This is a genomic window from Saccharopolyspora antiqui, assembly GCF_052246905.1.
In the GTDB taxonomy this organism is placed as follows: Bacteria; Actinomycetota; Actinomycetes; order Mycobacteriales; family Pseudonocardiaceae; genus Saccharopolyspora.
Map to the genome: position 1 here is coordinate 66,794 of NZ_JBQQBO010000018.1, position 20,660 is coordinate 87,453.

Here is a 20,660-nt window from a genome sequence, read left to right on the forward strand (position 1 = left end):
ACGTACAGTTTTTGTCGGACTTGAGGCAAGGCTTCCGGCGTGTCGGGCAGTGCTATGTCTGCTGTGCAGAAAAACGAGTTCGCCGGAAAGCGGCCTGATCCGCCCAAATGTCCACAATGGATGGCGGATGCCCGGATGTCCGGAACGCGGCGGCGCCAGCGGTTCGGCGGTATCGTTCGGCTATTCGGCCGACGGCTGGCCAACCCGGTCGGTCGATCCGGCGGTCACCCGAATCCGGAAGGGTTGAGAACGTGCCCAAGGCAGCCTTGCTGGTCATGGACGTGCAGCGCGGCATCGTCGAGCGATTCGCCGACGACGCCGAGTACCTGCCCCGACTCGGGACGGCGATCACCGCGGCCCGCGCGGCCGACGTCCCGGTGATCTACGTGCGGGTCGCGTTCCGGCCCGGCTTCCCGGAGGTCAGCAAGCGCAACCTGGGTTTCTCCGCCATCGCCGGATCCGGGGCGGCCTTCAGCACCGAGGACGCCACCACCGAGATCCACCCGGCCGTCGCACCCGCCGAGGGTGACGTGGTGGTGATCAAACGCCGCGTCTCCGCCTTCTCCGGCAGCGACTTGGACGTGGTGCTGCGCGCGGGCGACATCGACACACTGGTGCTGACCGGCATCGCCACCAGCGGCGTGGTGCTGTCCACACTTCGGCAGGCCGCCGACCTGGACTACCGCCTGGCCGTCCTCTCCGACGGCTGCCTGGACGCCGACCCCGAGGTGCACCGGGTACTCCTGGAGAAGGTCTTCCCCCGCCAAGCCGAAGTCACCACCATCACCGAATGGACGGCCGCGCTGAAGTAGCCGCCGAGACACCCGCTGGTGACTTCGACGCCGAGCCCGCACGACTGTCCAAGGGCGCGATTCACGCGCAGGCGCGGCGAGATCTTCCGACGAGCGGCCGCGGCGGACTCGCGGAGCGGGCTGGCGATTTCGCGCGAAATCGGCAGTCCTCGTGCGGGGCTGGGGGCGATTTCGCGCGAAATCCCCCCCAGCAAACCAAAGACGACCCTGCGCCCGAGGCGGTCGCCACCCTCGGCCAGGCGCGCTAGCTGCTGATCGGGATGCTGCGGTAGGCGGCTGGTGCCTCCCATTGTTGGGAAGCTTCGCTCTGGCCCCATTTTTCGAGGTCGAGGAGGCCCAGGCCGCGGCCGTAGCCGGACATGTCGCCTCGGGTGTTGACCATGAACGCCAGCCAGCGGCCGTCCGGGCTGACGTTGGAGTTGCTGCACCGCCACGGTGGGCGGTTGATGGCGGCGGTCATCCGCACCCGCCGACCGCTGCCGTCGAGCTTGAGCTTCCACAGGTCGATCGGTGGCCAGTAGTTCTCGAAGTCGCAGGACGATTCGAGGCAGATGTGCTCGCCGTCGGGGAAGATGCCTTCCGGCTCGTTGTGGGTGAGGTGCTCGTCGATGTAGGTCCGGACCACGCCGGTTTCCACCTCGACGCCCTTCACCACCGTCTTCCAGTCCAGCGTGTTGCGCCGGGGGAAGCGGTTGACGTACTCGGCGAAGATGACCTCGGTGTCGTTGTGCCGGAAGTCCTGCGGCTCCGGGCAGCGACCGTTGCGGGTGGTGTAGACGACCTTGCGGTCCACCAGTTCGGGCCGGTCGCCGGAGTAGTCGATGTCGGCGACCCGGATCTCGAAGTCCTCCGGCGCGCCGGTGCTCGGGTCGATCCGGCCGTGCACCGAGTACGTCAGCGTCGGCGTCAGCGTGGAGACCCCGCAGCCCTCGAAGATCTTGCGGCCCAGCGGTCGAGGCGGCTCGGCGGCGTCGCGGTCCATGAACCACAGCTCCGAGGAGTCGAACCGGCTGCGCTCCCGGTCCTCGAAGTGCTTCGGGCCGATCAGCAGGTAATCCCCGTTGGGCAGGAACAGAACGCGGAGGAAGCTGTGGTGTGCGCCGTTGTCCTTGGTGAGGTTGCGAACCTGCCGCGATTGCAGGTCCAGCTCGCAAACATCGCCGAAGTTCTTGTCGATGAAGGCGATTCGGCTGCCATCCGGCGACCAGTACGGGCGTTCGCCGTAGTCGAGCAGCTTCTCGTGGAATTCCGGCGGCTCGTCCAAGAAGCCGTGCTGGTCAGCGCTCGGGTTGGTCATCTTCTCCCCTTCGATGAACGGGGGTCGTGAGTGCGAAAGCGCGCTGGAGCCGGTTTTCGCACTCACGACCGTCGGGTGCCTCTCAGCCGATCGTCTTGATGATTTCGCGGAGGTTCGTCTCCTGCTGCGACCAGAGCGTCGAAAGCTGTTGGCCGTCGAGGAATTTCACCTCCATGCCGACCTTCGCGTTCGCCTGCTGGTACTTCGGGTCGGCGCTGACCTCGCGCATCACGTTCTCCAGGCTCGCCCGCGCCTCTTCCGGGGCACCAGCGGCCATCGTGACGCAGAAGTACGAGTCGGAAAGCAGGTCGACGCCCTGTTCCTTGGCGGTGGGCACGTCCGGGAGGTACGGGCTGCGCTGGTCGGCCAGCGTCGCCAGGATCCGGAACTGCCCCGCGTTGTACTGCGCTTGGAGTCCGGTGAGCCCGCCGCTGAAGAAGTCCACCTGCTTGCCGAGCAGCGAGGTGACCTTCTCCGACGCACCGTCCACCACGACGGTGTTGAAGTCGGCGGCTGCCGCGCGCGCGAAGTTCGCGTAGGCCACGGTGTCGTCGCTGAGCGCGCCGTCGGCGGCGGCGTTGACCTTGCCTGGCCGCGCGTGGATGTCGTTGATCAGATCCGAGAACGTCCGGTACGGCGAGTCGGCGTGCACCGCGATGACGTTCGGGGTGTAGCCGGTGCAGCCGACCAGCGAGAAGTCCTGCCGCGAGTAGTCCGCTTGCGCGTTCGGGTAGAGGTACTTCAGCGCGGTGGGCAGGTTGACGTTCGCGATGACGTTGACGTCCTTCTTGGCCAGCAGTTCGTTGATGGCCAGCTGTCCGCCGGAGCCGGGCTTGTTCACCACCTGGAACTTCGCCCCGGACTTCTGGCTCAGTTCATCGGAGAGGATGCGCGCCCAGGTGTCGGTGGTGCCGCCCGCGGACAGGCCGAGCAGCAGCGCAACGGTGTCGCCCTGCTTCGGGTAGGCGCCCTGGTCGGAGTTGCTGAGCGTGCCGCAGGCGCTCAGGCACAGCAGACCGGCGGCCAGCGCGGCGGCCAACGGGGTTCGCTTCATCGCGTCTCCAGTTCTTCGGTGGGGCTCACAGATGTCCGACGACATCGATGCTGCTTCGGCTGGCGGCGCGCCGACCCGCCAAACCTCGGATGGTCCCGACGGCTTTGACCACGATGGTCAGCACGATCAACAGGTAGGCGGCGATGGCGACCGGGCTGGTGATGAATCCGGCGAAACTGCCCTGGTGGATGGAAAGGGTCCGGCGGAAGTTCTCCTCCAGCATCGGACCGAGCACCAACGTCAGGGCCGCTGGCGCGAGCGGCACGTCCAAGCGGCGCAGCACGAGTCCGATCAGTCCGGCGATCCACATCACCGCGATGTCGAAAACCCGGTTGTTGATGGTGTAGGCGCCGACGGTCATGAAGCCGAGGGTGAGCGCGTAGAGCACCATCGGCGGAATCCGCAGCACCGCCACCCACATCCGAACCATCGGCAGCGCCATGATCAGCAGGATGACGTTGGACACCGCCAGGCTGGCGATGAATCCCCAGGCGATCTCGGGTTGTTGGGCGAACAGCAGCGGTCCGGGCTGCAGCCCGTTGATGGTGAAGGCGCCGAGCAGGATCGCCATCGTCGCCGACGACGGGATGCCCAGGGTCAGCAGCGGGATGAAGTTCGAGATGGCCAACGCGTTGTTGGCGGTCTCCGGACCGGCGACGCCCTGGATGGCGCCCTTGCCGAACCGGTGCGGGGTTTTCGACACCCGCTTTTCCACCGCGTAGGACGCGAACGAGCAGGCGGCGGCGGGCGAGCCGGGCACCAGTCCGAAGAAGAACCCGATCCCGGTGCCGCGCGCGATGGCGCCGAGGCTTTCCCGGAAGTCCTGCCAGCTCAACCGAACCGAGCCGATCTTGCCGGAGAAGTCGACCGTGGTGCGGCTGCCGATGTGTTCGAGGATTTCGGCGAGCCCGAACAACCCCATGATCACCGCGACGAACTCCACGCCGTCGCGCAGTTCGACGATGCCCATCGTGAAGCGCGGCGCACCGGTGACCAGGTCGAGGCCGATGGCGCCGACGAACAGCCCAAGCAGCGCCGACACCAATCCCTTGACCACCGACTTTCCGGCCAGGCCGATGACGAGGCCGAGCGCCAGCAGGCTGAGCGCGAAGAGTTCCGGTGGGCCCAGTGCCAACGCCAGGTCGGCCAGTTGACTGGCGAAGATCATGCCGAGCAGCGCGATCATGCCGCCGATGAACGACCCGATGGCGGCGATCGACAGCGCTTTGCCCGCCTGGCCGCGTCTGGTCATCTCGTAGCCGTCCAGGCAGGTCGCCACGGACGCGACCTCACCGGGCACCCGCAGCAGCACCGAGGTGATCGTGCCGCCGTACATGGATCCGTAGTAGATGGCCGAGATCATCACGATCGAGGCGGTGGGGCCGACGACGAACGCCAGCGGCAGCAGCAGCGTGGTGGCCGCCGACGGGCCGAAGCCCGGCAGCACACCGGTGATCATGCCCAGCGCGCAGCCGAGCACCGCGTAGCTGAGGTTCTGCACGGTCAGGACGTGGGAGAAGCCCAACGCGAGATCGCTGATGATGTTCATGGCGCGGCCTCTACAGTCCCAGTAGCTGGATGATGTTCAGCGGATCGGGCAGCACGATGCCCAGTGCGTTGGCCCCGTAGGCGGTGCCGAGCACGCCGATCGCCGTCGCGGGCAACGCGATCCAGATCCGACTGCGGCCGATGACGATCAGCAGCCCGGCGACGTAGCCGGTCAGGGAGATCAGGTAGCCGACCGTTTCCAGCAGCAGCAACGGAATCAGGGTCCAGGCGACCACGAACGCGATGCGGCGGAACCCGATGGCGTCGATGGGCGGCTGCTCGTCGATCGGGGCATCGGCGTCGTCGGCCGGTTCCGCTTCCGTCGGCCGGGTTTCCGGCGCACGAGCTCCGGCGCACAGCCAGGCCAGCGATGCGACGAGCAGTCCACTGGAGATGATCGTCGGGTACATGCCCGGTCCGGGGCGGTTTCCGTCGAAGAAGCCGTAACCGAGCGAGACGGTCAGCAGCAGCACGGACAGCGCGAGCAGCACGCCCGCCGCGATCCGTTCGGCGATGGGGCGTTTTTCGCGAACGGCTTCTGACATCACGGCTCCTGTGGGCGGAAACGCGCGGGGACGTTCCGCGAGCGAACAGTCCGAATTGGACAACGGGGATCGCGGTTCGTTCGGGCGGTCGAGGAATCCGAGCTGCACAGCGGAATTGGACGGCTCACGGCTGCTCGCAACTCCTCTCCGCGCTGAGAGACGCGTGGCGGTCACCAGGTTCGGCGTCGCCACTTCGGGAGCCAGGCGGTGGCTCGGCCAAACGCTAAGCCATCGCTCTCAATATGAACAACACATTCTTGTAGAGTGAGAGGATGGCGACGAGTGCTGATCGGGCTTTCGACCTGCTCGACGAGATCGCGGCCCGGTCCGCGCCAGCTGGCCTGATGGAGTTGGCGACCGCGGCGGGCTTGGACAAGAGCACGGCGTCTCGGCTGCTCGCGATGCTGTGCGGCCGGGGACTGGTGGCTCGCGACCCGGAAACCCGCCGGTACGAACCCGGTCCGGCGCTGCTGCTGTTGGCCACCCGGGTGCTGGACAACTCGCCGCTGCGGGCGACCGCGCACAGCCACCTGCAACGGCTGCGGGACGCCAGCGGCGAAACCGTGACCCTGCAACTGCGGGTCGGCCTGCAACGGGTGTGCGTCGACGGCGCGGACAGCTCGCAGCCGGTTCGGCGCGTCGCGCACATCGGCGAGGCCAACCCGCTCTACGTGGGCGTCACCGGCAAGGTCATCACCGCGTTCCTGCCGCCGGAACAGGTCGCCTCGGTACTGGCCGACGGCGCCTCGGCCGGACGCGACATGAGCCGCCTGCCACGCGAGCTGGAACTGATCCGCCGCCGCGGTTACCACGCGAGCATCGGTGACAAGGGCGTGGGCATCGCCGGGATCTCCGCGCCGGTGCGGACCTCCCGAGATGTGATCGCGGGCCTGACGGTCAGCGGACCGCACGACCGCTGGACCATCCAGCGGATGGAGGAGTTCGCCCCGACGCTGCTCGCGGCGGCGCGCGACGTCAGCACGGCCCTGGGCGGCCGGTAGCGGTCTACCGGACCCTGGTCAGCGCGGCGAATGCGAGTGCCGCCGCGACTCCGGACACCGCGAGCAAGACGATCGGCAGCGACATCCCGAACCGCTCGTAGAGCCAGCCGAGCAGCACCGGCCCCAGCACCGTGGCCAGATCGCCGCAGGTGCGGAAGATGCCGGTGGCCACGCCGATCCGGTTCGGCGGGGCGTGGTCGGCCAGCATCGCCGCTGGCAGCGGCCCGCTGATCGCGGTCAGGCCGCCGACCACCAGCAGCACGCCGAGAAAACCCAGCGGCTCGTCGACGGCCAGGTACAACCCGGTGGCCGCACCGCTGGCCAGCAGCGACGCCGCGAGCACCGGCCGTCGGCCGAACCGCTCGGCCAGCTGCACGGTCAGCGGCAGCAGCAACAACGACAGGCCGGTCACCACGCCCAAACCCAGGCCGAACAGCTCCGGCGAAACCCCGACGTGCTGGTAGGCGATCAGCGGGATCAGCGACTGCTGGCCGCCGAAACGGGCGAAGAAAACCGCGAAACCCACGATGTTCACCGCCAGCAACGCCTTGCTGGCCAACGACCTCGGCGCTGGCTCGTCGTCGAACTCCAGCGGCGCGTCGCCATCGCGCACCAGCGGACCGTCGTCGGGGCGGATCAGCGCCCAGCAGAGGAAGATCGCGGCGGCGGCACCGGCGAGGCCGAAGACCAGCGTCGGGCCGCCCAGCAGCATCGCCAGGCCACCGAGCGCGGGCCCACCGGCCCCGCCGACCAGCTGCATCGCCTGCAACGTCGCCATGTCGCGGCCGCGCCGCCACTTCGGCGTGCGCTGCGCCAACAGGGTCTGCCCGCTGGTGATCGCCACCGCGCCGAGCACACCGTTGACCAGGCGCGCCGCCACCAGCTGCGGCAGCGAGGTGACGAAGCCGGTCGCGACGGTCAGGACCACCACGCCCGCCACCGAGATCAGCAGCAGGGGCCGCGCCGGAACCCGGGCCAGCAGCAGGCCCGCTGGCAGGTTCGCCAGCAGCCGACCGACCCCGAAGATCCCGACGACCAGGCCGAGCATCGCGGGGCCAGCGCCGAAGGACGCCGCGTACACCGGCAGCACCGGAACCACCGAGCCCCAGGTCATCTGGGTCGCCGCGACCAGGCCGCAGCAGATGACCAGCTGTTCCCGCCGCAGCCCGGTCGGCAGGCGGTGTTGCGTCGTGCTCATCCGCCGCGGACTACTTCGGCGCGGCAGCCCGGACGAACTCCGGGTCGACGACATCCGCGTAGCCCACCGGCCTGTCGCCGTCCTTGAGCACGCCCGCGCGGCGCACCACGGTCAGCGCGGTGGCCACCGCCTGTTCGCTGATGTCACCGGAGTACTCCCACAACTGGTCGGCGTAGGCGCGTTGCAGCGTCGCCTCGACGACTTCCGGTGGCAGGTTGCTGAACTCCTTCTTGGCGACCTCGGTCGCGGCCTGCCGGTCGTCGCGGACCACCGCGAGCGCCTCCAGCATGCCCTGCACGAACTTCCGAGTGGTCGCCGCGCCGTCGCCGGTCGCGGTGTCGGTTCGGACGTTCACGGTCGAATACGCGTAGGGGCCGAGTCCGCTCGGCGGGCTGAAGAACGGTTCCTGCCAGACGCCCTGCGCCACGCCCTGCGCCAGCACCGGGTCGGCGACCACCGCGACGTCGGCTTGGCCCTGCGCCACGATGCTCATCGGCGCGGCCGCGTCCACGGCCTCGATGAGCTTCAGGTCAGTCGCGCGCAGCCCGCCTTCGGCCATCACGTAGCGCAGGATCGAGTTCGGCGTGCCGCCGTAGGCCCCGGTAACCACTCGCTTGCCGCGCAGGTAGTTCGCCACCGACCGCACGTCGGTCATCGGCGGCGCGTCTTTCCCGGCTGCTGCGGTGAAGTACACGTTGCCCCGGTTGACCACGTTGACCACTGCCTTGATCGACGCGCTCTGCGACTGGTTCTGGGCCTGCACGAAGCCATTGTGCTCGGGGCCGCCGATGAAGCCCCACGCCTGCCTGCTGAGCACGGCGTTGGTGTGCGCGGCACCGCCCTGCAGGGTCAGCGCGCGCACGTCGAGACCGTGCTTGGCGAAGATGCCCCGATCGATGCCGACGTACAGGGGCAGGTAGCCCAGGCTGTGCGCGGGTTCGGCGATGACCACCTCGCTGGTGTCGCCGCTGGACGTCGAGCCGCACCCGCTGAGCACCAGCACCGCGGCGGCGCTGGCCGCCGCGAGCCGCAGCGCCGCGCGGCGCGAGCCGTGCCACGTTGGCCGCATGTCAATTGCCTCCGTGCAGTAGTTGGGCGCGCAGTCGGCGCTCCACGAGTCCGACGACCAGGTACAGCAGCAGCGAGAGCAACGCGAGGATGAGCACGCCGACCCAGATCAGCGAGATGTCGTACACCGTCCCCGCGTAGACGACTAGCCGCCCGAGTCCGCGCTCGGAGCCGATGTACTCGCCGACGATCGCGCCAGCGAGCGCGAGCCCGATGGTGACCCGAAGCCCGGAGATGATCCACGGCATCGTGCCGGGCACCACGACGCTGCGGAACACCTTCCACCGGCTGGCGCCGAGGCTGTTGAGCATCCTGGTCAGGTCCGGATCGATGGCGCGCACCCCGGCGGCGGCACCCAGCGCCTGCACCGCGACCACCAGCGCGGTGGCCATCGCGATCTTCGAGGAGATCCCGATGCCGAGCACCAGCACCACGATCGGTGCCAACGCGAGCTTCGGAATCGCCTCCAGCGCCACCACGAACGGTTCGGCGACCTTGGCGTAGGTCCGCGACCACCAGAAGGACAGGCCGATGGCTACCCCGAGCAAGGTGCCGAGCAGGAATCCGGCGATGGCGCTGCCGAAGGTGTAGGCGGTGTCGCTGATCAGCGTGCCCGAGGAGAACTGCTGCACGGCCTTGGCCCAGATCTCGCTCGGCATGGACCAGAAGAACGGGTCGATCACGCCCAGCCGCGCGAACCACTCCCAGCCGCCGACGGCGACCGCGATCACCGCCGCCCGCAGCAGGATCACCACCGCTCGCCCGGGTGGGGCGGTGCGGCGCTCCTTGCGCGGCCGGACCTTGTCCCGCGCACCGAGCAGTTCGTCCAGTGTGGACAGTACCTGGGAAGGTGTGCTGGCGGTCATCGCGGTTCCTCCGCCGGTGTTCGTCCGGCATCCCGCAGCAGGGCGCGCACCCGCGCCCGGATCGCGGTGAATTCCGGAGTGCTGGAGAGGTCCGGATGCTGTTGCCGTGGTTTGGGCAGGTCGACCGGCACGGTGTCGATCACCCGGCCGGGCCGCCCGGAGAGCACGTAGATGGTGTCGGACAGGTAGACGGCCTCGTCGATGTCGTGCGTGACGAACACGATCGTCTTGCCGAAGTCGGCCTGGATGTCCAGCAACCAGTTCTGCATCTGCTCGCGGGTCTGCGCGTCCAGCGCGGCGAACGGCTCGTCGAGCAGCATCACGTCGCGGTGGAACAGCAGGGTGCGCAGCAGGGCGGTGCGCTGCCGCATGCCGCCGGAGAGCTGCGCCGGGTAGGAGTCGGCGAACTCGCCCAGCCCGTAGTGCTCCAACAGCGGGCGGGCCAGTTCCACGGCCTGCTTCCTGGCCACCCCGCAGACCTCGGCGGCCAGCACCACGTTGTCCAGCACGGTGCGCCAGGGCAGCAGCATGTCCTTCTGCAGCATGAAACCGACCAGGCCGGTCTTGCCCGTGGTGTCCTGCCCGCCGATGCGCACCGATCCGCCGCTGGGCCGTTCCAATCCGGCGATGATGGAGAACAGGGTGCTCTTGCCGCACCCGGAGGGGCCGACCACCGAGACGAAGCCGCCAGCGGGTACGTGCAGGTCGATCGGCGCCAGCGCCGGGACCTCCTCGACGCGCTTGCGCGTCACCTGCCGCTGGTAGACCTTGCTGACCCCGTCGATGCGCAGGTCGGCGCCTCGGGAAGTGGTTGTCCGCGCGGGAACTTCGGTCAGCGCGGTCATGGCGCGGCGACCAGTTCGGGGTCCTTGGCGGGCGCGATCCGACCGGCGAAGATGTCCGAACGCAGCCCGGCGAGGTAGGTCAGGCTCGTTTCCAAGCTGACCACGTCCGCGTACTTGGCGTTCATGTCGAAGAGGTTGATCGCGTGCGAGGCCTCACCGCGGTCGAAGGTGCCTTCCTCGACGATGCTGACCCGCAGGTTGTTGGAGAACGCGTCGATGACGCTGGCCCGCACGCAGCCGCTGGTGGTGGTGCCGACCACCAGCAGCGAATCGACGGCCAACTCGGTGAGGTAGCTCATCAGCGCGGTGCCGAAGAACGCGCTGGGCTTTGTCTTGGCGATCAGCACGTCCTGCGGTTGCGGGGCGATCTCGGCGACGATGGTGTTGCCGTCCACATCGGGGACCTGGGAACCCTCGCTGTTTCGGCTGTTGCGCCACAGGCCGCGGCCGAAGCCGTCCGGGCGGTGGTCGACGCCGGTGCTGTAGAAGATCGGCACGTTCTTCTCGCGGGCGCCCGCGAGGAGTGTCGCGATCGCCTCGACGCCTTTCCAGCCCTCTTCGCCGCAGCTGTTGTGCCAGTTCTTGATCGACTCCAGGATCGGCTGCGGTTCGTGTCCGACGAAGGCGTAGTTGACGTCGACGACCAGCACCGCGGGACGCTCGCCCATGCCGAGGTAGGTGCCGTAGCCGGACGCTGCGAAGACCTGGCGATCGCGTTCGGTGAGGTATTCGTCCCAGATTTTCATGTGCGCGCTCCCTGTCATCCGCCGTGCGGTCGGAAGCGAACGCTAAGTTCGGGTATTTGCGCTGGTTTCTCGCCGCCGTAACGCTGGCGCTACGCCACGAAACTCGCTCGTGTCGACGCTGTGACCAGCGGTTATGTGATCCAGTAGGCGAATAACTCCACCATTTTTCGCCGTATGCTCCGCACATGGAGATCCACGCCTCGCGGCCCCGACGGCGCCACATCGCTCGGCGAGCCCGGGATCTGCTGCGCGAGGACGTGCTTTCCGGCCGGTGGATTCCCGGTCCGCTGCCGTCGGAAGACGCGTTGGCGGCGTCGCTGTCGGTGTCGCGCAACGTGGTTCGCGAGGCATTGGCGATGCTCGTCGGTGAAGGGCTGCTCGATCGGGTTCCCGGCGCCGGTACGTTCGTCATCTCGCGCAAGGCGATCCACCGCTTCGACATGCTGCGCGCGTTGGGCGAGGACGCCGCCGAGGACACCGCGGTGCGACGACGCATCATCACCTTGGAGACGGTTCCGGCCGCCGAGCAGGTCGCCGCATCGCTGGGGGTGCGGGCCGGTGATCCGGTGCTGCTGCTGGAGCGGCTGACCTTGGTGCGGGAGACGCCGACGGCGCTGTGGACCACGTACCTGCCGCACCACCTCGCCAAACCGCTGCTCGACCGCGACCCGCCACCTGCCGAGAACGCCTACCAGCTGGTCGAATCGCTGGGGCTGCGGTTGGGCTCGTCGGAGGTGCAGACCGAGGCGGTGGCCGCCGATCCAGCGGTGGCCGAGCTCCTGGAGGTACCGACGGGCTGGCCCCTGTTGCTGCTGCGCCGAACCCTCCGGCTGGTCGACGGCGCGGCGGTGGACGTCGGCACCGGCTACATGCGCGGCGATCAGGTCGTCCTGACATCGCACCTGTCCCGCGCCCGAAGCTAGGCACGACCCGTACAGGTGAGAGGTGAGGGGCACCTGTGACCAAGTAACTGGGTCACAGGTGCCCCTCACCCCGTCCTCGTCACCCGATGGCGCCGTGACGTGCGGGTTGTTTGTGCGATCGCGACCCTGTTCGGGTTTTTGTCTGCTTTGTCTTCTCTTGTGGTAATGTCCTGGTTGGTTGACCAGGATTTTGAATGGGTGGCCAGTCATGGGTGAGCAGCAGGTCTCGGGGCGGGCGTCGAGTTTTGTGGAGCGGGTTCGGCGTGAGCAGATCGTGCGGGCGGCGGTGGGGGTCATCGCCGAGGTTGGGTATGAGAAGGCGTCTTTCGCGCGGATCGCGGCCAGGGCCGGGATCAGTCCGAGTCTGATCTCGTACCACTTCGCTTCCAAGGCCAACCTCATCGGATCGGTTGCCGCCACGATCGGCGACGAGCTCGGTGTGGCGTTGGAAGCCGCCGTGGGCGACGCCGAAACGGCGCTGGACGTATTGCGCAGGCTGGTGCGCGGATTCGTGCGGTACGCGGCCGCGCACCGGGACGAGATGATGGTCTTCTACCACCTGGAACGGGCCTCGGGCCGAGCCGGATCGCCGATCGGCGAGATCGACCGGGAGCGGGACATCCGGCGGATGGCGGAGTTGTTGAGCGCGGCTGTGGCCGCCGGTGAGGTGCGCGACGCCGACACCCGGGTGATGGCGCTGGGCATCCAATCCTTCCTGGAGCAACTGCCCGGGATGCTCTTCGGTGATCCCGACGCCGACGCCGAGCTGATCGCCGAACAAGCCGCCGACTTCCTCGTCAACGCGGTCGCCAGCCAGTCGACCGAGCGGAATTGACCACTGCAGAACGGATTTCAGCCATGAGCGTGGCAACCGAGGCCAGCCAGCAGCAGGCAGCCTTCCAATTAGCGGCGCTGACCAAGCGGTTCTCCGGCAACCTCGCCGCCGACCAGGTCAGCCTGGACGTGCCGCCGGGTTCGCTGACCGGACTGGTCGGCCCGAACGGCGCGGGCAAGAGCACCTCGCTGGCGATGGCCGTCGGGCTGTTGCGCCCGGACGCCGGAACGGCCCTGGTGCACGGCGTCGACGTGTGGCGGGAGCCGATGCGCGCGAAGGCGATGCTCGGTGTGCTGCCCGACGGCCTCGCGCTGCCGGAGCGGCTGACCGGCGCGGAGCTGCTGCGGCACTGGGGCGCGCTGCGGCGCATGCCCAAGGCCGAGGTCCGGGTCCGGGCGATGGAGCTGATGGAGATCCTCGAACTCGACGGCGCCGAGAGCGAGGGGCGGCTTGTCATCGAGTACTCGACCGGGATGCGCAAGAAGATCGGCCTGGCCACCGCGCTGCTGCACTCGCCCCGGGTGCTGGTGCTGGACGAGCCGTTCGAGGCGGTGGACCCGATTTCGGCCCGGGTGCTGCGCCGGATCCTGCGGCGGTTCGTCGACGCTGGCGGCTCGATCGTCATCTCCTCGCACGTGATGGCCACCGTGGAGAACGTCTGCGACCGCGTCGCGATCATCGCTTCCGGCCGGGTGTTGGCGGCCGGGCCGCTGGACGAGGTGCGGGCCGGTGCCCCCCTCGAAGACGTCTTCGTGCGCTTGGTCGGCGAGCCTGCGCAGCGGGAACAGGAGCTGACGTGGTTGGGGAACTGATCCGCCTTCGCTTCGCCGTGCAACGGCACACGTTGCCGTGGAAGCGCCGCCTCGGCGGCGCGCTGGGTCTCGTCGCGGTCGCGGCGACCTGGGGGCTCGTCGCGCTCTCCTCGGCCGAAGCGCGTTCGGACGTCGTCGCGTTCGTGCTGCTGGCCTGGCTGGTGGGATGGCTGGTCGGGCCGATCCTCACCTCCGGGGCGAGCGTGCTGCGGCCGGAGTACTTCAGCCTGCTGCCGCTGCCGCCGCGTCGACTCGGATTCGGGCTGCTGGCCTCGGTATTCGTCGGCGTCGGCGGTGTTGTGACGGGGCTCGCGTTGACTTCGATCATCGGTCACGCGGCGCTGGCCGCCGCGCCGCTGGCGGTTGTGGTGGCGGTCGTCGGCACCGCGCTGTACCTGGTGCTGGTCATCTCGCTGTCGCGGATCGCCTACGCGCTGCTGGGGGCGGCGATGCGCACCCGGCTGGGGGTGGAGATCGCCGCCATCCAGTACGGGCTGCTGCTGTCGACCATGTTCGCCGGTTGGCTGATCGTCTGGCCGGTGCTGTCCTCGATGCCGGAATTCCTGCGCCACGGCTTCGGTTCCGCACCCGCTGGAGATGTGCTCGGCTGGACACCGGCGGGCTGGCCGATCCGAGCGGTCGATGCCGCCGCGAACGGCGATCTCGGCGCGGCCGCCGGGTGGCTCGTGCTGCTGGGCTGCGCCACCGCACTGTCGGCGCTGGGCGCTGCGACGCTGCTGCGGCCGTTCGTCGGCAATCGCACCAGCACGCGCAGGCGACGGCCGCTCGGCAGCCGGGTCTTCGAACGCCGCGGCCTGCTGCCCGATGGCGCCTTCGGCGCGGTCGTCGGCAAGGAGCTGCGCACCTGGCTGCGGGATCCGTGGCGCAGCCTGGAATTGCGCGCGTCGCTGTGGTTCGGGATCTTCCTGGCGGGCTACGCGGCGATCGGGGGACTGCCGCAGCTCAGCGGGCTCGGCGGGGTGGCGGTCGCGTTGATCTGCGCGATCAGCGCCGCGAACCTCTACGGCCAGGACGGCACGGCGTTGTGGCAGCTCGTGGTCACCGACGGCCACGACGTGGTCCGGGCCGATGTGCGCGGCCGCCAGGTCGGCGTCGTCGTCGCCTACGGGTTGCCCGCCGCCGTGCTCGCCGTGGTGCTGATGGCGATCAGCGGCAGCTTCGAGTTCGCCGTGCCGGTGGCCAGCCTCATCATCGTGCTGCTCGGCGTCGGCTGCGGGCTTTCGGTGCTGCTGTCGGTGATCGCGGTGACGCCCGGCGTCGATCCGCACCGGCGGGTGAATCCCAGTGATGCGGGGGAGAACCAGTTGGTCGGCCAGCTAGGGCTGTACGCCGCCACCGTGCTCAGCGCGCCCACCGCGGCGGTCGCGATCATCCTGATGGTCGCCCCGAGCGTCCTACCGCCATGGGCTCCGCTGGCCGCGCTGCTGCTGGCGTTGGTCAACGGGACGGTGGTAGCCGCCTCGCTCGGCGGCCTGGCGGTCGCGCAACTGCGCACCCGACTGCCCGAGACCTTCGCCCGACTGCGCTACCCGGGAGTTCCGTTCGTCAGCGCCGAAGGCGGCGGGCTGCTCGGCTTCCTGGAGCGGGCCGCGGAGAAGGAGGCCATCGCGGCATCCCGAGCCCGCGAAGGCGGGAACTGACAGTCGCTTGTGGACGGATCCGGTGGTCGCCGCGCAGCCGACCGGTGTCGCTATTGTGTGGTTTTGCCTTGGGACGTCAACGAGTTGAGGTACGCATGACGATGACCTACGAGCTCGGCGAGACGGTGGCCGAGCGGCAGGTGGATGCCATCGCCGAGGACGGGAACCGCACGCCGGTGATCGTGAAGATCGGCAAGCCGCAGCCGGACCCCATGCCTGGCGGGGATTGGTACTGCCCCAGGCAGGTTCTGGGCCTGGGCGATGAGTCCGTGCAGGCGACATTCGGCGTTGATTCCCTGCAGGCCTTCCTGCTGTGCGTGTACGGCTTGCGGCTGAACCTGGCGGAACGCGCGGAGCGGGCATCCGTCGAACTCGACTGGCTGGGCCTGCCCGACCTGGGGCTGACGGTCGACCCGCAAGTGCACCAGATCGCGCCGCCCGCACCGGGCCGATCCAGCAACTGACCGTGGGATGTTCGTCGGACCGCTTCGTGCCGCAGGACGTCGACCGGGCCGTCGTGGACTACCGCCGAGTCGCCGTCAGCGAGCCGCGGCTGGTTTTCCTCTGGTGAGGTCGAGTGAAAGGCCCTCGTCGAGCAGCCGCTTGCAATCGGCGCGGTACTGCTCCAGACGAGTGCTCAGACCTTCGGTACCAAGCGCGGTCAACTCCATCGTGCGCACCTTCCTGACGGGGACAGGTGCACGCGGTTCGCCCGTCGCGCAGGTCAGCGCTCGGTCGGGCTCGGGTGGGGTGCGGCGGCGACGGGCAGCGAAACGACGATGGTCAGCCCGCCGCCCGGGGTGTCTTCGGCGTGGATCTCACCGTTCATCGCTTCGACGAATCCCTTCGCGACGTGCAGGCCAAGGCCGATGCCCTTGTGGTTGCGGTCGTCCAGGCGTTGGAACGGGGCGAACAGCGCTTCCGCGGTGTACTTGGGCAGGCCGGGTCCGTGGTCGGCGATCCGCAGTTCCACCCGCGCCGCGTGTTCGCTGGCGTGCACCAGGATGTCGGGGTTCTCGTCGTGCACGCGGCCGTAGGTCAGGGCGTTGTTGAGCACGTTGGCCACGACCCGCTCCAGCAGACCCGCGTCGGCGAGTACCGCGGGAAGCCGTTCGTCGACGTCGACGGTGACGAAGCGCCTGCCGTCCAGTCCGGCGATGGCGCGCGCGACGATCTCGTCGTAGGTGATCGGGTGCAGCTGCGGCACCACGGCGCCGGTGGCCAGGCGGGAGGAGTCGAGGAGGTTGTCCACCAGGGCGCTGAGCCGGTCGAGGGATTCGTCCATCCCGGTCAGCAGTTCGCGGGTGTCGGCCTCGTCGAGTTCGACTTCGGGCGAGCGCAGCGTGCTCACCGACGCCTTCATCGACGAAAGCGGTGTCCGCAGGTCGTGGCCGATCGCGGACAGCAGCGCGGTCCGCAGCTTGTTCGCGTCGGCCTGGCGCTGCGTTTCGGCGGCTTCGTCGGCCATCCGCTGCTGCCGCAGCGCGATGAGCGCCTGGCCCGCGGCGGCTTCCAGCACGGTCTGGTCGGCGGCGGGCAGGGGTGCGGAGCCGTCCCGGCCGCGCAGCGCGAGGTGCACCTCCGGACTGACCTCGATGTCCACATCGGACTCGGTCGGTTTGGCGCATGGATTCGGCCCGGTGCAGGCGGCGATCCGCCACCGGCCGTCGGTCTTCTCCAGCAGTGCCGCCGAGGATTGGCCGAAGTTCTCCACGATCTTCTCCAGCAGCCGCGGCAGCGGATCCGGATCGGTGAGCACCGTGCGGGCGTAGGAGACCAGCAGCGCGGCTTCGGTGCGGGCGCGGGCCGCCTGGCTGGCCAGCCGGGCCGCCCGGTCGACGACGATCGCCACCAGCACGCCGACGACGAGCATGACCACGACCGTGATCACGTTCTCCGGGTTGGCGATCGCCAGCGAGTAGCGCGGCTCGGCGAAGAAGAAGTTCAGCAGCCCCCCGGCCAGCACGGCCGCGGCCACGGCTGGCGCGGTGCCGCCGACCAGCGCCACCAGCACCGTGGCCAGGAAGTAGCCGACGACATCGGTGGACAGCGCGAGGTGGGTCTCCCACCAGTAGCCGAGGGCGGTGACGATCAGCGGCAGCAGCACGGCCAGCGCCCAGCCCCACACCTGCCGGGACAGCGGGAGCGGGTTGCGGGGCGTGTGCGGGAAGCGCAGGCCGTGATGTGCCTCGTCGTGGGTGACCATGTGCACGTCGATGGGGCCGGATTTCTGCACGGTGGTGGCCCCGATGCCCTCCTCGAACACCCGCGCCCAGCGGGGACGCCGGGAGGTGCCGACGATCAGTTGGGTCGCGTCCACACCCCGCGCGAACTCCAGCAGTGCTTCGGGCACGTCGTCGCCGACGACGGTGTGGAAGGTGGCGCCGACGTCCTCGGTCAGCCGTCTGGCGCGGGCGATGTTGACCGGTGAGGCACCCGCGAGCCCATCACCGCGCAGGACGTGCACGACCAGCAGGTCGGCGCCTACCCGAGCGGCGATGCGCCGGGCCCGGCGGATCAGCGTTTCGCTCTCCGGGCCGCCCGTGATGGCCACCACGACCCGCTCGCGGGCTTCCCAGATGTTGGTGATGTGCTTGTCCGCGCGGTAGCGCTGCAGGGCGACGTCGACCTGGTCGGCCACCCACAGCAGGGCGAGTTCCCGCAGCGCGGTGAGGTTCCCGGTGCGGAAGTAGTTGCCCAGCGCGGCGTCGATCTTGCGGGCCGGGTAGATGTTGCCGTGCGCCATCCGCCGCCGCAGCGCCTCCGGCGTGATGTCGACGAGCTCGACCTGCTCGGCCCGGCGCACCACCTCGTCCGGCACGGTTTCGCGCTGGCGGACCTCGGTGATCCGTTCAACCGCGTCGTTGAGGCTTTCGAGGTGCTGGATGTTGACCGTCGACAGCACCGTGATCCCGGCGTCGAGCAACTCCTCGATGTCCTGCCAGCGCTTGGCGTTGCGGCAGCCGGGCACGTTGGTGTGGGCGAGCTCGTCGACCAGCGCGACCTCTGGATTGCGCGCCAGGATCGCGTCGACGTCCATCTCGGTGAACTCCACGCCGCGGTGCTGCAACCGGCGGCGCGGCACGATCTCCAGTCCTTCGAGCTGTTCGGCGATCTTGGTCCGGCCATGGGTCTCCACGAACCCGACCACCACGTCCGTTCCCCGGGACAGCCGGCGGTGGGCCTCGCCGAGCATTGCGTAGGTCTTGCCGACACCGGGCGCTGAGCCCAGGTAAATGCGCAGCTCACCTCGGCGTGTTGCGGTGTTGCCAGTCACGCGTCCAGTGTGCTCCGCCGACCCGGCCGCTCGCTCGCGGCGGGCTGCCACCGCGGACCGGCGCCGCTGCTTCGCCCCGGCGGCCGATCGAAGGCGCTCGTACCAGTCCGCGGTGTCCGGCGGGTCGACGCGGCAGATCCTGGGGTCCAACACCACGGCATCGGGATGCCGGGCGATGGATCCGCGTACCACCAACATGCGATCTCGGCTGGTCAGGAGTACGCAGGACGTTCTGAGGTGCAAGCCGGGGCACGTGGGGTGCCCGGCGCGCGCAGCTTGCGCTCGGTCCAGAAGATTGTTGGAGGTTCAAATGACACGCCAGATGAGCACCGAAATGCAGCAGTGCATCGAAATGTGCAACAAGTGCCACGACATGTGCGAGCAAATGCTGTCCCGCTGCATGGAAACGCGCGGTGAGCAGGCCATGCAGATGAGCATGATGATGATGTCCTGCGCGGACATGTGTCGCATGTGCGCGGACATGATGATGCGCTGTTCGAGCATGACGAAGGCCGGGGCGGACATGGTGCAGATGTGCGTCCGGATGTGCGGCATGTGCGCGGACATGTGCGAGATGACCGCTGAGATGTGCAACCGGATGGGCACCAGGGAGATGACCGACCTGGCGGACATGATGACCCGGTGCGCGGCCATGTGCCGTCAGATGACGCCGAAATCGATGCAGCTAGCGTGATCACCGACCGCGCCACGTCCACCGCTGGCTAAGCCGTCGAAGCGGTGGGCGTGGACCGCGGCGAAACTTCGTGGCCGCTCGGGTTCCCCGCCACATATGTCTCATGTGGACGGTATGGTGGTCAGCACTACCGGAAATGATCGCTGTTGACTGCCAGCTCGGTGGTGGAGCTTCACCGCCTCGACGATTTCCCCCTGCTGTCTTCGCAGCGGGCTGGTACCGCTCTGCGTGCTGGTGTGCGTCCTCGTGCGTGACAGCCGGTTGCCGGTGTGCTGGAGGGCAAGCCCGGTGGCTCCGCGGCTTGGACGCCGTCTGGTTTTGTGGTCGTGACGCGCCGGTGTGCGACGGCGATCGGCCCGAGGCCGGAAAGCAGCTCGATGATCTCCGTTGGCAGCTCGGGCGCTCCGCAGGAGGGGACGATTCCGATCGTGGTCGCGGAGGTGAGCCATTCCGGCCGCATATCCGTGGCTCGATCGAGCAGGTGCGCGTGGTCGGTCGCGGTGACCTCCTGGGCGTCGGCGCCGGTGAACAGCAGCTCGCTGGCGGCCGCGACCGACCGCACCGCCTCCCGTCGGTCTGAGGCCGCGTAGCAGAACTCGTCCGGATGCTGCCCGCGCAGCTGTGGGAAGCGCTGACGCAGCGCCGCGGCGATGTCGAAGGCGTCCTCCACCGGGGTCCCAGGCACGATGACGAACGAGATCCGGTCGGGATCGAGGCGTTCGAGGACGTCCACGTCGGCGCTGGATTCGACCGGCACGGTGTCTCGGATGCGCAGCCGAGCGGCGACCGCGCCCGCCTTGCCGATCAGCAGCACGGTGTCGCCGCGCTCGGTGAACCTGCGCACCCGTGCCCTCGTGCGCAGCACCATCGGGCAGGTCAGCGCGCAGGCGTCGGTGCACGGTGTGGTCACGGTGGCGACCAGGATCCGGCGGGTGCGCAGGGTGTGCGACCACTGCTCGGCGGTGTTCTCGGCCCGTGCGATCGCGGTCTCGTCGGTTGTGCACGCGGCGGTGGCGAAACCGGTGGCCTTGCCTCGCAGGTCCAGATAGCTCACCGCGAACAGCGCGAGCTCGGTTTCGCCGGGTTCGGCCCGGACGTCGGCGATGCGTGCGCGGTGACCGTGTCGGCGCAGGTTTTCCACCAGCAGTGGTGCCGCAACACTGCGCACCGGTCCTCGTCGGGGGTGAACGAAACCCTTCGGCACGATCACCTCGCCGGGCTCCGCGTTCCCGTACGCGTGCAGACGTCGCCGTTCGACGGACCTGTTCATGAGCTCGCTCCCATCGGCTAGACCTTTGGGCCAGGGCATCAGCCAACCATCCGCGGGTCGGTCGCAAACGGGTTCCGGAGATTTCCAACCATTCGGATCAAGATCCGAGCGACACGACGAATATGCCGTACGGATTAATCCAATTCGCTTCTGTCCACATTGGATCACGATCTTCTCGGATGCGGGAGGAGCGGTCGCTCGGCAGCTC

The 20,660-nt window shown here is 68.8% G+C and carries 20 protein-coding genes; 8 read left to right on the plus strand and 12 right to left on the minus strand.

The features are described 5' to 3' along the window. Positions 1–251: 251 nt before the first annotated feature. A complete protein-coding gene (locus ACTWQN_RS25870) occupies positions 252–812 on the plus strand; it encodes a cysteine hydrolase family protein (RefSeq protein ID WP_443206162.1) in 561 nt (186 codons plus the stop codon). 244 nt (positions 813–1,056) lie between these two features. Here the strand turns inward: ACTWQN_RS25870 and ACTWQN_RS25875 are convergent, their stop codons facing one another. The 4 genes from ACTWQN_RS25875 to ACTWQN_RS25890 all read right to left on the minus strand — a co-directional run bounded on the left by ACTWQN_RS25875 (position 1,057) and on the right by ACTWQN_RS25890 (position 5,256). After that, on the minus strand, positions 1,057–2,109 hold the full coding sequence (locus ACTWQN_RS25875; RefSeq protein ID WP_443206163.1) for a TolB-like translocation protein: 1,053 nt from the start codon (positions 2,107–2,109) through the stop codon (positions 1,057–1,059). A gap of 82 nt (positions 2,110–2,191) precedes the next feature. Then, on the minus strand, positions 2,192–3,163 hold the full coding sequence (locus ACTWQN_RS25880) for a tripartite tricarboxylate transporter substrate binding protein (protein WP_443206164.1): 972 nt from the start codon (positions 3,161–3,163) through the stop codon (positions 2,192–2,194). 25 nt (positions 3,164–3,188) lie between these two features. Further along, positions 3,189–4,712 carry a tripartite tricarboxylate transporter permease gene (locus ACTWQN_RS25885; protein WP_443206165.1) on the minus strand — a complete coding sequence of 508 codons (1,524 nt, stop codon included), beginning with the start codon at positions 4,710–4,712 and terminating at the stop codon, positions 3,189–3,191. 10 nt (positions 4,713–4,722) lie between these two features. Next, on the minus strand, positions 4,723–5,256 hold the full coding sequence (locus ACTWQN_RS25890; protein WP_443206166.1) for a tripartite tricarboxylate transporter TctB family protein: 534 nt from the start codon (positions 5,254–5,256) through the stop codon (positions 4,723–4,725). 272 nt (positions 5,257–5,528) lie between these two features. Here ACTWQN_RS25890 and ACTWQN_RS25895 point away from each other — a divergent pair, with 272 nt between their 5' ends. Beyond that, positions 5,529–6,257 (plus strand): IclR family transcriptional regulator, encoded by a 729-nt coding sequence (locus ACTWQN_RS25895; RefSeq protein WP_443206167.1) that lies wholly within the window; start codon positions 5,529–5,531, stop codon positions 6,255–6,257. A gap of 4 nt (positions 6,258–6,261) precedes the next feature. On the opposite strand, the gene ACTWQN_RS25900 is transcribed toward ACTWQN_RS25895, so the two are convergent. Genes ACTWQN_RS25900 through ACTWQN_RS25920 form a run of 5 tightly spaced genes read right to left on the minus strand, consistent with a single transcriptional unit; the run spans position 6,262 to position 10,980 of the window. Next, on the minus strand, positions 6,262–7,455 hold the full coding sequence (locus ACTWQN_RS25900) for an MFS transporter (RefSeq protein WP_443206168.1): 1,194 nt from the start codon (positions 7,453–7,455) through the stop codon (positions 6,262–6,264). A 10-nt stretch (positions 7,456–7,465) separates the two neighbouring features. After that, the gene (locus ACTWQN_RS25905; protein WP_443206169.1) at positions 7,466–8,524 is read right to left on the minus strand and encodes an ABC transporter substrate-binding protein; all 1,059 of its coding nucleotides are present in this window, start codon (positions 8,522–8,524) and stop codon (positions 7,466–7,468) included. Position 8,525: 1 nt separating this feature from the next. Then, the gene (locus tag ACTWQN_RS25910; RefSeq protein ID WP_443206170.1) at positions 8,526–9,389 is read right to left on the minus strand and encodes an ABC transporter permease; all 864 of its coding nucleotides are present in this window, start codon (positions 9,387–9,389) and stop codon (positions 8,526–8,528) included. Next, complete coding sequence (locus tag ACTWQN_RS25915; RefSeq protein WP_443206171.1) at positions 9,386–10,234, minus strand: ABC transporter ATP-binding protein; 849 nt, start codon at positions 10,232–10,234, stop codon at positions 9,386–9,388. The genes ACTWQN_RS25910 and ACTWQN_RS25915 overlap by 4 nt, the downstream gene beginning before the upstream one ends. Beyond that, positions 10,231–10,980 carry an isochorismatase family protein gene (locus tag ACTWQN_RS25920; protein WP_443206172.1) on the minus strand — a complete coding sequence of 250 codons (750 nt, stop codon included), beginning with the start codon at positions 10,978–10,980 and terminating at the stop codon, positions 10,231–10,233. The genes ACTWQN_RS25915 and ACTWQN_RS25920 overlap by 4 nt, the downstream gene beginning before the upstream one ends. A gap of 185 nt (positions 10,981–11,165) precedes the next feature. Between ACTWQN_RS25920 and ACTWQN_RS25925 the strand changes: the two genes are divergently transcribed. From ACTWQN_RS25925 to ACTWQN_RS25945, 5 genes are all read left to right on the plus strand, one after another. Next, the gene (locus tag ACTWQN_RS25925) at positions 11,166–11,903 is read left to right on the plus strand and encodes a GntR family transcriptional regulator (RefSeq protein WP_443206173.1); all 738 of its coding nucleotides are present in this window, start codon (positions 11,166–11,168) and stop codon (positions 11,901–11,903) included. A gap of 208 nt (positions 11,904–12,111) precedes the next feature. Beyond that, the gene (locus ACTWQN_RS25930; protein WP_443206174.1) at positions 12,112–12,738 is read left to right on the plus strand and encodes a TetR/AcrR family transcriptional regulator; all 627 of its coding nucleotides are present in this window, start codon (positions 12,112–12,114) and stop codon (positions 12,736–12,738) included. Positions 12,739–12,761: 23 nt separating this feature from the next. Further along, a complete protein-coding gene (locus tag ACTWQN_RS25935; protein WP_443206175.1) occupies positions 12,762–13,550 on the plus strand; it encodes an ABC transporter ATP-binding protein in 789 nt (262 codons plus the stop codon). Continuing rightward, positions 13,535–15,211 carry a hypothetical protein gene (locus ACTWQN_RS25940; RefSeq protein WP_443206176.1) on the plus strand — a complete coding sequence of 559 codons (1,677 nt, stop codon included), beginning with the start codon at positions 13,535–13,537 and terminating at the stop codon, positions 15,209–15,211. Before ACTWQN_RS25935 ends, ACTWQN_RS25940 begins: the two co-directional genes overlap by 16 nt. A 95-nt stretch (positions 15,212–15,306) precedes the next feature. After that, positions 15,307–15,675: a DUF6968 family protein gene (locus ACTWQN_RS25945; RefSeq protein ID WP_443206177.1), complete on the plus strand. Its 369-nt coding sequence runs from the start codon at positions 15,307–15,309 to the stop codon at positions 15,673–15,675. A 75-nt stretch (positions 15,676–15,750) separates the two neighbouring features. On the opposite strand, the gene ACTWQN_RS25950 is transcribed toward ACTWQN_RS25945, so the two are convergent. Together ACTWQN_RS25950 and ACTWQN_RS25955 are read right to left on the minus strand one after the other, a co-directional pair. Then, positions 15,751–15,882: a hypothetical protein gene (locus ACTWQN_RS25950; protein ID WP_443206178.1), complete on the minus strand. Its 132-nt coding sequence runs from the start codon at positions 15,880–15,882 to the stop codon at positions 15,751–15,753. A gap of 53 nt (positions 15,883–15,935) precedes the next feature. Continuing rightward, positions 15,936–18,686: a sensor histidine kinase gene (locus ACTWQN_RS25955; protein WP_443206179.1), complete on the minus strand. Its 2,751-nt coding sequence runs from the start codon at positions 18,684–18,686 to the stop codon at positions 15,936–15,938. 112 nt (positions 18,687–18,798) lie between these two features. Between ACTWQN_RS25955 and ACTWQN_RS25960 the strand changes: the two genes are divergently transcribed. Beyond that, positions 18,799–19,182 (plus strand): four-helix bundle copper-binding protein, encoded by a 384-nt coding sequence (locus ACTWQN_RS25960; protein WP_443206180.1) that lies wholly within the window; start codon positions 18,799–18,801, stop codon positions 19,180–19,182. 172 nt (positions 19,183–19,354) lie between these two features. Here ACTWQN_RS25960 and ACTWQN_RS25965 read toward each other — a convergent pair whose 3' ends face one another. Beyond that, entirely contained in the window at positions 19,355–20,452 is a 1,098-nt protein-coding gene (locus ACTWQN_RS25965; protein ID WP_443206181.1) for a hypothetical protein, read from the minus strand. Between the last annotated feature and the right edge of the window lie 208 nt (positions 20,453–20,660).

Excerpts from the sequence above, each read along its gene's own strand:
- ACTWQN_RS25900 (WP_443206168.1), bottom strand. The coding sequence starts at position 7,455 with ATGAGCACGACGCAACACCGCCTGCCGACCGGGCTGCGGCGGGAACAG.
- ACTWQN_RS25875 (WP_443206163.1), bottom strand. The coding sequence starts at position 2,109 with ATGACCAACCCGAGCGCTGACCAGCACGGCTTCTTGGACGAGCCGCCG.
- ACTWQN_RS25950 (WP_443206178.1), bottom strand. The coding sequence starts at position 15,882 with ATGGAGTTGACCGCGCTTGGTACCGAAGGTCTGAGCACTCGTCTGGAG.
- ACTWQN_RS25920 (WP_443206172.1), bottom strand. The coding sequence starts at position 10,980 with ATGAAAATCTGGGACGAATACCTCACCGAACGCGATCGCCAGGTCTTC.
- ACTWQN_RS25895 (WP_443206167.1), top strand. The coding sequence starts at position 5,529 with ATGGCGACGAGTGCTGATCGGGCTTTCGACCTGCTCGACGAGATCGCG.
- ACTWQN_RS25890 (WP_443206166.1), bottom strand. The coding sequence starts at position 5,256 with ATGTCAGAAGCCGTTCGCGAAAAACGCCCCATCGCCGAACGGATCGCG.
- ACTWQN_RS25930 (WP_443206174.1), top strand. The coding sequence starts at position 12,112 with ATGGGTGAGCAGCAGGTCTCGGGGCGGGCGTCGAGTTTTGTGGAGCGG.
- ACTWQN_RS25965 (WP_443206181.1), bottom strand. The coding sequence starts at position 20,452 with ATGAACAGGTCCGTCGAACGGCGACGTCTGCACGCGTACGGGAACGCG.
- ACTWQN_RS25945 (WP_443206177.1), top strand. The coding sequence starts at position 15,307 with ATGACGATGACCTACGAGCTCGGCGAGACGGTGGCCGAGCGGCAGGTG.
- ACTWQN_RS25885 (WP_443206165.1), bottom strand. The coding sequence starts at position 4,712 with ATGAACATCATCAGCGATCTCGCGTTGGGCTTCTCCCACGTCCTGACC.
- ACTWQN_RS25910 (WP_443206170.1), bottom strand. The coding sequence starts at position 9,389 with ATGACCGCCAGCACACCTTCCCAGGTACTGTCCACACTGGACGAACTG.
- ACTWQN_RS25915 (WP_443206171.1), bottom strand. The coding sequence starts at position 10,234 with ATGACCGCGCTGACCGAAGTTCCCGCGCGGACAACCACTTCCCGAGGC.
- ACTWQN_RS25935 (WP_443206175.1), top strand. The coding sequence starts at position 12,762 with ATGAGCGTGGCAACCGAGGCCAGCCAGCAGCAGGCAGCCTTCCAATTA.
- ACTWQN_RS25925 (WP_443206173.1), top strand. The coding sequence starts at position 11,166 with ATGGAGATCCACGCCTCGCGGCCCCGACGGCGCCACATCGCTCGGCGA.
- ACTWQN_RS25880 (WP_443206164.1), bottom strand. The coding sequence starts at position 3,163 with ATGAAGCGAACCCCGTTGGCCGCCGCGCTGGCCGCCGGTCTGCTGTGC.
- ACTWQN_RS25960 (WP_443206180.1), top strand. The coding sequence starts at position 18,799 with ATGACACGCCAGATGAGCACCGAAATGCAGCAGTGCATCGAAATGTGC.
- ACTWQN_RS25955 (WP_443206179.1), bottom strand. The coding sequence starts at position 18,686 with ATGTTGGTGGTACGCGGATCCATCGCCCGGCATCCCGATGCCGTGGTG.
- ACTWQN_RS25905 (WP_443206169.1), bottom strand. The coding sequence starts at position 8,524 with ATGCGGCCAACGTGGCACGGCTCGCGCCGCGCGGCGCTGCGGCTCGCG.